Source organism: Methylorubrum populi (assembly GCA_036946625.1).
Classification (GTDB): domain Bacteria; phylum Pseudomonadota; class Alphaproteobacteria; order Rhizobiales; family Beijerinckiaceae; genus Methylobacterium; species Methylobacterium populi_C.
On the sequence record JAQIIU010000003.1, the window covers coordinates 1,115,183 to 1,128,981 of the forward strand.

A 13,799-nucleotide genomic window follows, 5' to 3' on the forward strand; every position below is an offset into this window, starting at 1 on the left:
GCGGCGTGCCGGGCCACGAGGCCGTCCGCTTCCTGATCGCCGGCGGCTCGGCCGCAGCGATCAACTGGCTCGCGCGGATCCTGCTCTCGCCCGTCCTTCCCTTCGGCGCGGCGCTGCTCGCCGCCTACGCCGTCGGCATGGCCGCGGGGTTCTGGCTCTACCGCCGCTTCGTGTTCCGGGAGGCGTCGAAAGGATCGGTGCGCGGGCAACTCACGCTGTTCCTCGCCGTCAACGCCGTCGGCGCGGGCGTGGTGCTCGCGGTCAGCACGCTGGCGATCGCCGGCCTGGACGCCCTGCGGCCGGGCCTGACGCCGTCCGCGATCGAGGCGCTCGCGCACGGCCTCGGCATCGCCGTCGGCGCCGTGGCGAACTATCTCGGCCACCGGCTCCTCACCTTCGGCTCGCCCCTGCGCGGGACACCTCGGAGGGTGCCTCAGAGCCTGTAGACGGAGACCAGCACCGCCACGGCGAGGTTGACGACCACGCCCCAGGTGACGAGGAGCGGCAGGGCGGCGAAGGCGGGCGGGCGCTCGCCCCGCACCATCAGCACGATCAGGATCGGCAGCCAGTCGAGGACGTAGCGCTGGGTGGCGATCTGCTCGGCACCGTTGGAGTGATAGAACAGGGTGATGCCGGCGATGACCGCGATCACCGCCGCGCCCGCCGCGAACACACGGTCGAGCCGCGCGTAGGCCGCCAGCAGCAGCCAGGGGCTGGCGACGAGAATCGCCGTGCCGGCCTTGTCGAAGCCGGTAAGCGTGGTCAGTTGCGCCCCGCCGAACTCGAAATGGATGCCCTGCAGGAACAGGTAGAGCGCGTTGAACGGCAGGTAGTCGCGCGAGAACAGGCCGCTCCCGGTGATGCGCCGCCAGATGAAGCTCTCCTGGCCGGGATTGTGGATGAAGGCGTAGCCGGTCTCGAACGGGCTGCCGAACCGCGCGGCGTTGTAGGCGCAGTAGACGGCGATGGCCGCCGCGACCGGCAGGCCGGCCAGCAGCGCGGACTTCGCGACGGAAGCCGGGTTGGCAAGCAGCGGGCGTCCGCGGGGCAGCGCCAGAACCAGCAGGAAGAGAGGATAGAAGATCGCCATCTGCCGGCACAGGAAGGCGAGTCCGACGAACAGCCCGGCGAGCGGCAGCGAGACCCGGCCGATCACCGCCCACAGGCTCAGGCTCATCATCAGGAAGCCGACGGTCTGCGAGAAGAACCAGACGCCGTCCGAGCGCAGGGTGACCTGATAGAGCGGGCTGGCGAAGGCGAGCGCCGCGAGCAGCCACAGCGCCTCCGTCCGGCCAAGGTCGAGGGCGCGGAAGATCCTGTCCCAGACGAGCAGGCTCAGGCCCGACAGGCACAGGCCCAGCAGCACGAAGCCCTTGAAACCGGGAAAGCCGAACAGGGCCACGAACGGCGTCAGCAGGAGTGCGGGCAGGGGCGGGAAGATGATGTAGGTGCGCCCGTCGAACAGCGCGCAGTCGATCTCCGGACACGTTTCGACCCAGAGCCGGCCGTGCAGGAAGGCGTCGGCCAGGGCACCGTGGGCGTTGATGCCGGCATCGCGCAGGGCACCGCGCCCGAGCAGGAGGGCGAACAGGAGGAACCCTGCGAGCGCCGTCAGCGCCGCGAGCACCCTGTCGCGCCGCCTGGAGAGCGTTTCCGTCATGACATCCGCCGCGTCGACGAGGCCCGTCTCGAATCGCCGCGTCAGATTCGGACGGAACGGTTAATTGTCCCTGACGGACAACCCGTTTGCCCCCATCGGCACGACAGATGGGGGCAGGCTCTCACGTGTTCCGGCATCGGGCTTCGGGAAAGACAGGAATGCCTCTGCCGACCTCGTTCGGAGGCGTGGGAGAGGCGGGACATCTCCGGCTCGCCTCCTTCCGGCACCGTCGCGGTGCTGGATTGCTTCGCCTGACGGCTCGCAATGACGGTGTGGGTGACCCTCTCCCTCATTGCGAGGCTTCAACCTAAGCAATCCAGCGCGCGAGCCCCTCCGGAAAGGTCGCGGACTTGGAACGCCTCGCCCCCGCGGCAGACCGTCCGGCGAGAGCATCGTCCCGAAAGGTGGCTGCCGGCTTGTCTGAAAAGACGATGCTCTGGAAACCGTCAGCGCTGCAACAGCCCCCGCGTCTCGGCAAGGCGCGCGGCGTAGCGGGCCAGGAGATCGACTTCCAGGTTGATTCGGTCGCCCGCCCGGCGGTCCTCCCAGGTCGTGACCGAGAGGCTGTGCGGGATCAGCAGCACCGAGAAATCGGCGCCCGAGACCGCGTTGACGGTGAGCGAGGTGCCGTCGAGGCAGATCGAGCCCTTCGCGGCGACGAAGCCGGCGAGCGCCGCCGGGGCCCGCAGGGTGAAGCGCTCGCTCGCGCCCCAGGGGTTGTCCTCGCCGGTCACGGTCTCGCGCTCCAGGATCTCGGCGATGCCGTCGACATGGCCGGTGACGAGATGGCCGCCGAGTTCGTCGCCGAGCTTGAGCGAGCGTTCGAGGTTGACCCGCGTGCCCTCGCGCCACGCGCCCACGGTGGTGCGCTCCAGCGTCTCGGCGGCGGCGTCCACCGCGAAGCGGCAGCCCGTCCCGTGCGGCTCCACCGCGACCGCGGTGAGGCAGGGGCCGGAACAGGCGATCGAGGCGCCGAGCGCGATGCCGGCGGGATCGTAGGCGCTCTCGATCACGATCCGGCGCAGGCGGTCCGAGCCCTCCGTCGAGACGACCCGGCCGACATCGGTGACGAGCCCGGTGAACATGTCAGATCCTCTCGTAGGTGACCGCCGTGTCGGGGCCGAGCACGCGGGCCTCGATCTCGGCGAAGGAGCCGTCCGCCAGACGGCGGGCGAGATTGGCCCCGAGCGCCGGCAGGCCGCCGGCCGCGCCCAGCACCGCGGAGCCGGTGACGAGCGTGCAGGCATCGACGAGATCCTGCGCGGCGAGCGCGTCGGCCAGCGCCGGCCCGCCCTCGCTGCAGATCCGGGTGAGGCCGCGCCCGGCGAGCGTCGCGAGGGCGGCGGAGAGATCGATGCGGCCCTGCGCGTCGGTCGGCACGAACACGATCTCGACGCCGAAGGAGGCGAGCATCCGCCGGGCATGGGCCGGAGCGCCGCGCCCGGTCAGCACCAGGGTCGGCAGGTCGCGGGCACCGCGCACGAGGTGGCCGGCGGGGTTGAGGCGCAAGGTCGAGTCGAGGACGATCCGCACCGGCGAGCGCTCGGCGAGCCCCGGCAGCCGCACGGTGAGCGAGGGATCGTCCGCCCGCGCGGTGCCGATCCCGACCATGATCGCGTCGGCATGGGCCCGCCACAGATGCACCGCCCCGTCGGCGACCGGCCCGGTGATCTTCAGCCGCTCGCCGGTCGAGGGCGCGGCGAAGCCGTCGCGGGTGCGGGCGAGCTTGAGATGCAGGCTCGGGCGCCCGCGCGTGACGCGGGAGACATGGCCGCGGTGGTCCCGGGCGGCCTCCTCGCGCAGCAGGCCCGTCTCCACCGCGATGCCGGCGGCGCGAAGCTGCGCATGGCCGCGGCCGGAGACGCGGGGATCGGGATCCTCGATCGCGGTGACCACGCGGGCGACGCCCGAGGCGATCGTCGCCTCGGTGCAGGGCGGCGTGCGGCCGTGATGCGAGCAGGGCTCCAGGGTGACGTAGAGCGTGGCGCCGACGGCCGCCTCGCCGGCCATGTCCAGCGCAAGCGGCTCCGCGTGCGGGCGCCCGCCGATGGCGGTCACCGCCTGACCGACGATGCGGCCGTCGGCGGCCACCACCACGGCGCCGACGCTCGGATTGGGCCAGGTGCGGCCGAGATGGCGCCGCCCGAGCGCGAGGGCGAGGCGCATGGCGCGCCGGTCGCGCGCCCGCTGGGAGGAAGCGTCCACGATCGCGCCCGTCACGCCCGCGGCCGGGCCGGCCGGCGCCGACGCGGCGCGGCGGCCTCCTCCTCGGGCGGCGCGGGCGCAGGCACTCGGTCCTCGGGCAGCAGCGCCTCACCCTCCAGCCGTCCGCCGAGGGTGCCGAGCAGATCCTGGAAGTCCTGGGCCTCGCGGAAATTCTTGTAGACCGAGGCGAAACGGACATAGGCCACGTCGTCGAGGCCCTTGAGACCTTCCATCACCGCCTCGCCGATCGCCTCGCTGGTGACCTCGCCCTCGCCGCCGCTCTCCAGGCGCCGGGTGATGCCGCTGACCAGCCGCTCCACCCGCTCGGGATCGACCGTGCGCTTGCGCAGCGCCACGTCGATCGAGCGCTGGAGCTTGTCACGGTCGAACGGCACGCGCTTGCCCGAGCGCTTGAGCACGACGAGTTCGCGTAGTTGCACCCGCTCGAAGGTGGTGAAGCGCCCGCCGCAATCCGGGCAGACGCGGCGGCGGCGGATCGCGGAGGAATCCTCGCTCGGCCGCGAATCCTTCACCTGCGTGTCGGGTCCCCCGCAGAACGGACACCGCATCGCGCGCTCACCTCGTCATCCCATCGGCCCCGCGGCCGTGACGCCTCTGTGCCCCAGCCGCGGCTCAATTGCCAGGAGGGTCGGAGGGTTCGCCGGAGCCGGGCCGGACGAGGTCGTCCGGCACCGCTTCGGCCACCGTCATACGACATCCGGTCGATGACTTCGGCCTCTCCTGCGTCATCGCGAGGCGAAGCCGTGGCGAACCAGGGCGCGACCTTTCCGGACAGGTCGCGCCCTGGATCGCTTCGCGGCCGCTCGCGAGGACGGCGCGGGGCCAAACCCGAAGCGATCAAGTGGAAACGGTATCGGGGGCATCGGCAGGCGAAGGCTGTAATCCGTGTGCGGGGAGAGACGCGGGAACCGCCCTCCCGAACGATGCCGCGGACGATCGGACGATCGCCCGTTCGAGCTTCGTCATCATTCCAAGAATGGAACGCGGAAGTACACGGCCGTGCACGGAAAACCTGACATGGATGGACTTCAGGGCCGATCGCACGCGCAAAAACGGCCGCGGATCCTGAAGATCCGCGGCCGCGCCGGCCCTCGACAGCGAGGGGCGTCCCGGAAGGCCTACCCGTAGATCGGGAAGCGGTCGGTCAGGACGTGGACCTTCTCCTTCACCGCCGCCTCGACCGCCGCGTCGCCGCCCTCGCCCTTGTCGGCGAGACCGTCGAGCACCTCGACGATGAACGAGCCGACCTGCTTGAACTCGGCGACGCCGAAGCCGCGGGTGGTGCTGGCCGGGGTGCCGAGGCGGATGCCGGAGGTGACCGTCGGCTTCTGCGGATCGAACGGCACGCCGTTCTTGTTGCAGGTGATGTCGGCCCGCGACAGCGCCGCCTCGGCGGCCTTGCCGGTGAGGTCCTTCCGCTGGAGGTCGACCAGCATCAGGTGGTTGTCGGTGCCGCCCGAGGTGATGTCGTAGCCGCCCGAGACGATGGTGTCGGCCAGCGCCCGGGCGTTGTCGATCACCTGACGGGCGTAGATCTTGAACTCGGGCTTGAGCGCCTCGCCGAACGCCACCGCCTTGGCGGCGATGACGTGCATCAGCGGACCGCCCTGGAGACCGGGGAAGATCGCCGAGTTGAACTTCTTGGCCAGCGCCTCGTCGTTCGTCAGGATCATGCCGCCGCGGGGCCCGCGCAGGGTCTTGTGGGTCGTCGTGGTGGCGACATGCGCGTGCGGGAAAGGCGACGGGTGCAGGCCCGCCGCGACGAGGCCGGCGAAGTGGGCCATGTCGACGAAGAAGAAGGCGCCGACGGAATCGGCGATCTCACGGAACTTCGCGAAGTCCCAGTGGCGCGGATAGCCCGAGCCGCCGGCGATGATCACCTTCGGCCTGTGCTCCTGCGCGAGGCGCTCGACCTGCTCCATGTCGATGCGCTGGTCCTCGCGGCGCACGGTGTAGGAGACCGGCTTGAACCACTTGCCCGACACGTTCGGCGGCGCGCCGTGGGTGAGGTGGCCGCCCGCGGCGAGGTCGAGGCCGAGGAAGGTGTCGCCGGGCTGCATCAGGGCCATGAACACGCCCTGGTTCGCCTGGGAGCCGGAATTCGGCTGCACGTTGGCGAAGCCGCAACCGAACAGGCGCTTGGCGCGGTCGATGGCGAGTTCCTCGGCGATGTCCACGAACTGGCAGCCGCCGTAGTAGCGCCGGCCCGGATAGCCCTCCGCGTACTTGTTGGTCAGCACCGAGCCCTGCGCTTCGAGCACGGCGCGCGAGACGATGTTCTCGGAGGCGATCAGCTCGATCTCGTGCTTCTGACGGCTGAGTTCCTGCGAGATGGCCTTGGCGATCTCGGGATCGGTCTCGGCCAGACGAGACGAGAAGAAGGTGTCGAGGGCGGTGGTGTCGGTCGCAGTTCCGGCGCTCATGAGCGTGGCCTCTTTGTCGTTGTTTACGGGTGACCCCACCCGTTCTCCCGTCGGCGTTCACGGGGGTATATTTTCAGGCACTCTTCGTACACGGCGGAGACGAACAGGCCAAGCACAGGTGATTTTTCGCCGGTCTTGAAAATTTTTCATCGGAACGGTCCAAGCCGCCGCACAGCAAGACCGGCGGGGGTCGCGAGCGGACACGAAAACACCCGGCGCGGGGGCCGGGTGTCGGTCGCTCGTGAGGCGGGTCGGTATCGCCCGGAGGCGGCTCAAGCCTGGAGGCGGCTCTTCACGTCGCCGAGGCTGGCGCGGACGAGATCCTGGGCCGCATTGCCCTGGAGGCGCTCGCGCAGGAGCGTCTCGGAGACCTTGACCGCCGCGTCGGCGGCGGCGGCCCGAACCTGGGCGGCGGCCTGCGCCTCGGCCTGGGCGATCTTGGCCTCGGCCGCCTTGGTGCGGCGGGCGACGAACGCGTCGAGGCGGGCATGGCCCTCGGCGGCGATCCGCTCGGCATCCTCGCGGGCGCCGGCGACGATCGCTTCGGCCTCGCGCTCGGCCTCCGTGCGGCGGCGCTGGTAGTCCGCGAGCACGGCCGCGGCCTCCTCGCGCAGGCGGCGGGCCTCGTCGAGCTCGTGGCGCACGCGCTTGGCGCGGCGGTCGAGCCCGCCGGTCATCATCGAGAAGCCGCCGACCCGCCAGACGATGGCCAGGAACGCCACGAAGGCGACGGCGACCCAGAATTCGGCGGTCAGCAGCATGTCGGTCTCAAGCTCTCGGTCGGCCGGCGGCCCGGGCGGGGTCGGTTCAAACGGGCGGGGCCGGCGCGCACGCCGGCCCACGGTATCAGTGGACGGCGGGCGTCGCGTCGAGGGCGCGGTCCAGGCTCGCCCGGTCGGGCGCCTGGCCGGTCAGCCGCTCGACGATGGCCGAGGCCGTCTCGCCGGCGATGGCGCGGACGTTGCCCATGGCCTCCGCCGTGCGGCCGCGGATGATCGCCTCGGAGGCGGCGAGCCGCTGGTTCAGCTCGGCTTCCAGGCTCTTGCGCTTGGCATCGGCCTCGGCCGAGAGGGCGTTGCGGGTGTCCTGGGCGATGCCTTGCGCCTTGGCCTGGGCCGCGCGCAGGGACTTCTCGTAGGCCTCGCCGGCGGCGTCGGCCTCGGCCTTCATCCGCTGCGCCTCGCCGAGGTCGGCGGAGAGTCGGTTGGAGCGTTCACCGAGGATCGCCTCGATGCGCGGCAGCGCGACCTTGGACATCAGGGAGTAGAGCAGGCCGAAGGCGAGAGCGAGCCAGATCAACTGCGAGAGGAAGGTCTGGCTCTCGAAGGGCGGGAACACGCTGCCGTGGCCGCCGGGGGTATGCTCGGTATGGGTATGGGGGCTTCCCGGCGGAACGATCGTCGTGTCCGCGTTCGGCGAGGGGGTCGTGAGGGGATTCTGCTCGGCCATGGCCCTGTCCGGTAACGTCGGAAGGCCGGCTCCGAGGGCGGAGCGGCCGGATCAACGAGCGGGGGAGCGCGAGGCGGACCCCATGGGATGAACCCTTGGGCCGGCCCGCACGCCCCCGAAAAACGCGTCAGAGTGCCTCACAAAACGCCCGGTCACCGGTCGTTTCCCTTCGGGCGCGTCGGCGCAGCGGGCGTTTCGTGAGAGACACTCAGACGGCGAAGAGGAGCAGCAGGGCCACGAGCAGCGAGAAGATGCCGAGCGCCTCGGTGAGCGCGAAGCCCAGGAGGAGGTTGGTGCGCTGGCTGTCGGCGGCCGACGGGTTGCGCAGGGCGCCCGAGTAGAACTGGCCGAACAGGTTGCCGAGGCCGATGCTGGCGCCCGCCATGCCGAGGCAGGCGAGGCCGGCGCCGATGTACTTCGCAGCGACGGGATCCATGAAACACTCCTGAAGTTCGAACGGGGTTCGTCGAGGGCGGAAGGGTCCGGCCGGAAAGGATCAGTGGCCGGGGTGGAGGGCGTCGGCGAGATAGACCGCCGTCAGCGTCGCGAAGACGTAGGCTTGGAGGGCCGCGACGAGGAACTCGAGGGCCGTCAGCGCGACGGTGAGCGCGAGCGGCAGGGGCGAGAGCACGCCCCAGGCGCCGGCGACGAGGAGCTGCACCACGAAGAAGGCGAAGATCTTCAGGGCGATGTGGCCGGCCAGGATGTTGGCGAAGAGACGGACCGAGAGGCTGATCGGCCGCGACAGGAACGACACGATCTCGATCGGCACCATGATGAGCAGCAGCGGCTTGGGCACGCCCGACGGCACGAACACGCCGAGAAAGTGGGTGCCGTGCCTGGCCACGCCGTAGATCACCACGGTCAGGATCACCACCAGCGCGAGGCCGAAGGTGACGATGAGGTGGCTGGTGACCGCGAAGGCGTAAGGGATCATCCCGAGCAGGTTCAGGATGAGCACGAACATGAACAGCGAGAACACGAGCGGCAGGAAGCGCTTGCCGTCGGCGCCGGTCGCCTGGTGCACCGTGTCGGCGATGAACTCGTAGAGCGTCTCGGCCAGCGCCTGGAGCCGGCCCGGGACGACGGAGCGGCCGGAGGTCGCGACGATGGTCAGCAACGCGATGATGCCCACCGCGGCGAACATGTAGAGAGCCGATTGCGTGAACGCGAGCTGTTGGTTGCCGATGTGACCCAGCGAGACGAGCGGCTGCAGCTCGAACTGGTGGATCGGGTCGATACTGACCGCCATGTGCCCGCTTCCGCCCCTCTTGTGTGCCGCGCGGGGGAGCCCGGCGGCTCCCGTCCGTCGCGCGTCGCCCTTACACGATGCCGGGCGAGTCTCAAGACCCCTGAAGTCCCTTGGAGACCCTTGCCGGCGATCTTTCTCAGTTTTTGCGGCCGCCGAAGCCGCTGACCCGCATGACGTTGTAGATGCCCGTCACGAAGCCCAGCATCAGCAGCACGATCATCCCCCACGGCTTGGTGCCGAAGAGATGGTCGGCGATGTATCCGAGGATACCGCCGGCGATCACGCCCGCGATGAACTCGGTCGAGAGCCGCATGGCCTGGCCGAGCGGGGCTGGCCCGCCGGATGCGCCGGTGCGCGCAGGCCCGTCGGGAGCGGCTTTCGGCCGCTTGCCCTCGAGCTGCGTCTCGAGACGTTTGAGCCTCGCGGAGAGATCGCCGTCGGCGGGAGCCTTTTCCGGCCCGCCCCCCGTCCCGGCCGGGTCACCGCTCACGGGCGACCCCACACGTCGTCGGGAGCGGAGGGAAGCGGCCCAGCCCCTCGGCGCGGCGCACCATAGTTTCGCCAACCTTGGGTGTCAAGGCAGCCTTGATATGCACCAAGTCTTTGATACGACAGCATAATTCTTTGCCTTTCCACCGCCTTTCCGGCGACCGGTCAGGCCCCCAGCATCGGCTTGATGATCTTCTCCATCTCCTCGATCGAGAGGGCGCCGGCGCGCTTCTCGCCGTTGATGAAGAAGGTCGGCGTCGATTCGACCTTGAGCGTCTCCAGGCCGCGGGTCTTCACCGCGTTGATGGCGGCGTAGGTCTTCTGGTCCTTCAGACAGGCCTCGAACTTCTCCTTCGAGAAGCCGGCCTGGCGCAGCAACTGCTCCATGGCGTCGACCGGCGATTGCGGCTTGCGCACGAAGGCCCAGTTCGGCTGCTGGTCGAACAGCAGATCGGTGATCGGATAGTACTTCGCATCCCCGTCGCAGCGCGCCAGCATGAAGGCGGCGGTGGCGAGCGGGTCGAGGGGGAACTCGCGCAGGGTGAAGCGCACCTTGCCGGTGTCGACGTAGCGCTCCTTCAGCACCGGCCAGGTCGTGGCGTGGAAATGCGCGCAGTGCGAGCAGGTCATCGAGGCGTATTCGATGATCGTGACCCTGGCGTCCGCCGGCCCGAGCCACACGTCGCCGAGGGGGCCGGGCTGCATCAGGGCGGCCGTGTCGGCCGACTGCGCCAGGGCTTCGAGGGTCAGGCGGGGCAGCAGGGCGGCGGTGCCGATGGCAAGGCCGGTCAGTGTCAGGGCGTCGCGCCGGGTGATCATGGCAGGGGCGGGCTCCGTTCGCGGGCCGCGCTCGGCCCGATACCGCGCAGGATGGGACGGAACCGCTCCGTCCGGCCGAGGGACGCGTCGCCGCACGGCCTTTCGCGAGCCGCTTATCACGGCGCGAAGCGGCCCGCACGCCCCCGATGTCCCCTTTAGCTAGAGCATCGTCCTGGATATCGGATCCAGGACGATGCTCTAGATTCTTGTTTTCGCATCGTCTTTTTCCGAAAGCCGGAGGCCACCTTTCGGGACGATGCACTACCGCCGCGCCACCACCGCGATGCCGAGCCGGTCGAGGGCCTCGCGCAGGTGGTCCTCGTCGATGCGCGAGACTGCGAGCGCCACCTCGCCGCGCCGGGCCGGGTCGAGGGCCTTTTGCGGAGCGCGGCGGGCCGCCCGGTGCAGGCGGTCCTGGCGCAGGGCGATCCTGCCGATGCAGGCCCAGCCGTAATGCGCGTTGACGCGCTGGATCACCACCGGCGCGAGGTGCTGGAGTTCGAGGGCGAAGGCGCCCTCCACCCGCACCACCAGGGTGCCGGGCTCGGGCCGCCCCTCCGCGTCGCGGCGGGCGCGGCGCGGCCATTCGAGCTTGACCGGCTGGCAGGCCCCGGCGAGCCGCGCACCGACGATGTCCGGCCACGCGGCCAGGATGTCGGACGAGGCGAAGCCCTGCGCGGCAAAGGCCGGGCCGATGCAGCCCTCGATCAGTTCGCTCAGCGGTTTGACGCGCGCCATCGGCACCCCGGAACACCGGGACCGCGCGGCGGCGCCGTCCCTCTCGACAGGCTAACCGAAATACGGCCCGCGCGGGAGTCGGGACCGGGGTCCGGCGGACCGAGGGCACGGCCGCGTCGCTTTTCGGCAAGGCGCTTTTTGGCAAGACGCTTTTTGGCAAGACGCTTTTCGGCAAGACGCTTTTCGGCAAGACGCTTTTCGGCAAGACGCTTTTTCCGTCCCCGCGCTCCCGCTATGGACAGGCCATGCCCGCCGCCTCGGCCGCCGACCTCCTCGCTTGGTACGACCGCCACCGCCGGGTGCTGCCCTGGCGGGCCCTGCCGGGCGTGCGGCCCGACCCCTACCGGGTCTGGCTCTCCGAAGTGATGCTGCAGCAGACCACGGTGACGGCGGTCAAACCGTACTTCGAAAAGTTCCTGGCGCTGTTTCCCAGCGTGAGGGCGCTCGCCGCCGCGCCGGAGGAGGCGGTGATGTCGGCCTGGGCCGGGCTCGGTTACTACTCGCGCGCGCGCAACCTGCACGCCTGCGCCAAGGCGGTCGCCGCCGCGGGCGCCTTCCCCGACACCGAGGAGGGCCTGCGCAAGCTCCCCGGGATCGGCGCCTACACCGCGGGCGCCATCGCCGCCATCGCCTTCGACCGGCCGGCGGCGGCGGTCGACGGCAATGTCGAGCGGGTGATGAGCCGCCTGCACGCCGTCGAGACGCCGCTGCCCGCCGCCCGCCCGCAGATCCGCCTGTTCACGCAGGCGCTGGTGCCGAACCGGCGGCCCGGCGACTTCGCGCAGGCGCTGATGGATCTCGGCGCGACGCTGTGCACGCCCAAGCGCCCGGCCTGCGCGCTGTGCCCCTGGATGCTCCCCTGCCGCGCCCGGACCGAGGGCTTGCAGGAGACCTATCCGCGCAAGGTGAGGAAGGAGAAGGGCATCCTGCGAAAGGGCGCCGCCTTCGTGGCGCTGCGTGCCGGCGACGAGGCGGTCCTCCTGCGCACGCGGCCGGCGGACGGTCTGCTCGGCGCCATGGCCGAGCCGCCGACCAGCGCGTGGCTGCCCGATTACGATCCGGCCAAGGGCCTGCTCGACGCGCCGCTCGACGCCCGCTGGAAGCGCCTGCCCGGCGTGGTGAAGCACGGCTTCACCCATTTTCCGCTCGAACTGACGGTTTTTTTCGCCCGCGTCGCGGCGGAAACAAAGCCGCCGGAGGGGATGCGCTTCACCCCGCGCCACGCGCTCGACGCCGAGCCGCTGCCCGGAGCGATGAAGAAGGTGCTCGCCCACGCGCTCGCGGGCCCGGTGCCGCTCGCCGCACCGGCGCCGAAGCCGCCTCCCGAGCCCGATCTCGCCACGATCCCCGAGCCCGAGCCGCCGCCGCGACGCAAGCCGATCCCGAAGCCCGCCTCGTCGCGGCCCTCGGATCTGGCGCGGATCGTGAAGAAGGCGCCGAAACCGGTGCGGACACGGTGAACGGATGCAGGGCGCTGCCCTGCACCCGCGAAAGGACTTGTCCTTTCGAAACCAAGACGATCGCTACGCTCCGGCTTGGCCCCGCATCCGAGTACGGAAGTCGTCGATGCAGACGAGGCGCCCCTGGCGCTCGGCGTGCCAGAAGGTCCAGCCGTTGCAGGCGGGCAGGCCCTGAACCAGGGCGCCGACCTTGTGGATCGAGCCCATCGCCGGCCCGACGCAGAGCTGGCCGTCCGGCCGCACCGTCGCCCGGAAGCGGCGGCGCTCGTCGGTCAGGGTCTCGCCCGCACGGACATGGCCCGCCTCGATCACGCTCAGGAACGGGATGCGCGGCTCGGCCCGCTTCGGCGTGGCGAGCGCCAACGAGGCCGAGGACAGGGTTTCGATGCTCTCGATCCGGGCCCGCGCCGCCGCGGCATAGGTCGGGTCGCGCTCGCAGCCGATGAACCGGCGCCCGAGCCGCTTGGCCACCGCGCCGGTCGTGCCCGTTCCGAAGAACGGATCGAGCACCACGTCGCCGGGATTGGTCGCCGCCAGCAGCGTGCGGGCGAGCAGGGCCTCCGGCTTCTGGGTCGGGTGGACCTTGCGGCCCGCCCCGTCCTTCAGCCGCTCCTCGCCCGTGCAGAGCGGGATGAACCAGTCCGAGCGCATCTGAAGGTCTTCGTTGCCGGCCTTCAGGGCGTCGTAGTGGAAGGTGTACTTGGCCTGCGGCGAGCGCGAGGCCCAGATCAGGGTCTCGTGCGCGTTGGTGAAGCGCTTGCCGCGGAAGTTCGGCATCGGGTTGGCCTTGCGCCAGACGATGTCGTTCAGAATCCAGTAACCGAGATCCTGCAACGCGCTGCCGACCCGGAAGATGTTGTGGTACGAGCCGATCACCCACAGGGTGGCGTTCGGCTTCATCACGCGGCGCGCGGCCTTCAGCCAGGCGCGGGTGAAGTCGTCGTAGGCTTCGAGGCTGGAGAACTTGTCCCAGTCGTCGTCGACGGCGTCGACCACGCTCTGGTCGGGACGGGTCAGCCCCGCCTCGCCGAGTTGGAGATTGTAGGGCGGGTCGGCGAAGACGCAGTCGACGCTGTCCGCCGGCAGGCGATCCATGGCGGCGATGCAGTCGCCGATCAGAATCTCGTCGAGGGGAAGGGTGCTGGGGAGACGCTGGACGGAGGGTGCGAGACCCATCCGCGGCGCCGACGCGATCCGCCCGGTACGCGAGACCTGATTCCGGGCGGTGGCGCCGACGACCGCGGTACGCGGGGAAGCCATGGCAAACACCGGTTACGCGACTG

General features: G+C 70.6%; 15 protein-coding genes. 2 read left to right on the top strand and 13 right to left on the bottom strand.

Going from position 1 to position 13,799, the window contains the following annotated elements:
- The first annotated feature begins 5 nt into the window (after window positions 1–5).
- Entirely contained in the window at window positions 6–446 is a 441-nt protein-coding gene (locus PGN25_16635) for a GtrA family protein (GenBank protein MEH3119163.1), read from the top strand.
- Here the strand turns inward: PGN25_16635 and PGN25_16640 are convergent.
- The 12 genes from PGN25_16640 to PGN25_16695 all read right to left on the bottom strand — a co-directional run bounded on the left by PGN25_16640 (window position 434) and on the right by PGN25_16695 (window position 11,056).
- Window positions 434–1,660 (bottom strand): hypothetical protein, encoded by a 1,227-nt coding sequence (locus tag PGN25_16640; GenBank protein MEH3119164.1) that lies wholly within the window; start codon window positions 1,658–1,660, stop codon window positions 434–436. The two genes, PGN25_16635 and PGN25_16640, sit on opposite strands and share 13 nt — an antisense overlap.
- Before the next feature lie 446 nt (window positions 1,661–2,106).
- Window positions 2,107–2,745, bottom strand: coding sequence for a riboflavin synthase (locus tag PGN25_16645; GenBank protein MEH3119165.1), 639 nt, complete (start codon window positions 2,743–2,745; stop codon window positions 2,107–2,109).
- A 1-nt stretch (window position 2,746) separates the two neighbouring features.
- The gene (gene ribD, locus PGN25_16650) at window positions 2,747–3,826 is read right to left on the bottom strand and encodes a bifunctional diaminohydroxyphosphoribosylaminopyrimidine deaminase/5-amino-6-(5-phosphoribosylamino)uracil reductase RibD (GenBank protein ID MEH3119166.1); all 1,080 of its coding nucleotides are present in this window, start codon (window positions 3,824–3,826) and stop codon (window positions 2,747–2,749) included.
- A gap of 50 nt (window positions 3,827–3,876) precedes the next feature.
- Entirely contained in the window at window positions 3,877–4,434 is a 558-nt protein-coding gene (gene nrdR, locus PGN25_16655) for a transcriptional regulator NrdR (GenBank protein MEH3119167.1), read from the bottom strand.
- A 570-nt stretch (window positions 4,435–5,004) separates the two neighbouring features.
- Window positions 5,005–6,309, bottom strand: a complete 1,305-nt coding sequence (locus PGN25_16660) for a serine hydroxymethyltransferase (protein ID MEH3119168.1) — start codon at window positions 6,307–6,309, stop codon at window positions 5,005–5,007.
- A gap of 272 nt (window positions 6,310–6,581) precedes the next feature.
- Complete coding sequence (locus tag PGN25_16665; protein ID MEH3119169.1) at window positions 6,582–7,067, bottom strand: ATP F0F1 synthase subunit B; 486 nt, start codon at window positions 7,065–7,067, stop codon at window positions 6,582–6,584.
- 88 nt (window positions 7,068–7,155) lie between these two features.
- Window positions 7,156–7,758 (bottom strand): F0F1 ATP synthase subunit B', encoded by a 603-nt coding sequence (locus tag PGN25_16670; GenBank protein ID MEH3119170.1) that lies wholly within the window; start codon window positions 7,756–7,758, stop codon window positions 7,156–7,158.
- A gap of 208 nt (window positions 7,759–7,966) precedes the next feature.
- Window positions 7,967–8,194 carry a F0F1 ATP synthase subunit C gene (locus tag PGN25_16675; protein MEH3119171.1) on the bottom strand — a complete coding sequence of 76 codons (228 nt, stop codon included), beginning with the start codon at window positions 8,192–8,194 and terminating at the stop codon, window positions 7,967–7,969.
- A gap of 60 nt (window positions 8,195–8,254) precedes the next feature.
- On the bottom strand, window positions 8,255–9,010 hold the full coding sequence (locus PGN25_16680) for a F0F1 ATP synthase subunit A (protein MEH3119172.1): 756 nt from the start codon (window positions 9,008–9,010) through the stop codon (window positions 8,255–8,257).
- 136 nt (window positions 9,011–9,146) lie between these two features.
- On the bottom strand, window positions 9,147–9,500 hold the full coding sequence (locus PGN25_16685; protein ID MEH3119173.1) for an AtpZ/AtpI family protein: 354 nt from the start codon (window positions 9,498–9,500) through the stop codon (window positions 9,147–9,149).
- Window positions 9,501–9,664: 164 nt separating this feature from the next.
- Window positions 9,665–10,318 carry a DsbA family protein gene (locus PGN25_16690; protein MEH3119174.1) on the bottom strand — a complete coding sequence of 218 codons (654 nt, stop codon included), beginning with the start codon at window positions 10,316–10,318 and terminating at the stop codon, window positions 9,665–9,667.
- A 261-nt stretch (window positions 10,319–10,579) separates the two neighbouring features.
- Window positions 10,580–11,056, bottom strand: a complete 477-nt coding sequence (locus tag PGN25_16695) for a DciA family protein (GenBank protein MEH3119175.1) — start codon at window positions 11,054–11,056, stop codon at window positions 10,580–10,582.
- Between the two features lie 245 nt (window positions 11,057–11,301).
- Between PGN25_16695 and mutY the strand changes: the two genes are divergently transcribed.
- Window positions 11,302–12,516 (top strand): A/G-specific adenine glycosylase, encoded by a 1,215-nt coding sequence (gene mutY / locus PGN25_16700; GenBank protein MEH3119176.1) that lies wholly within the window; start codon window positions 11,302–11,304, stop codon window positions 12,514–12,516.
- A gap of 63 nt (window positions 12,517–12,579) precedes the next feature.
- Here the strand turns inward: mutY and PGN25_16705 are convergent, their stop codons facing one another.
- Complete coding sequence (locus PGN25_16705; protein ID MEH3119177.1) at window positions 12,580–13,776, bottom strand: site-specific DNA-methyltransferase; 1,197 nt, start codon at window positions 13,774–13,776, stop codon at window positions 12,580–12,582.
- Window positions 13,777–13,799: the final 23 nt, after the last annotated feature.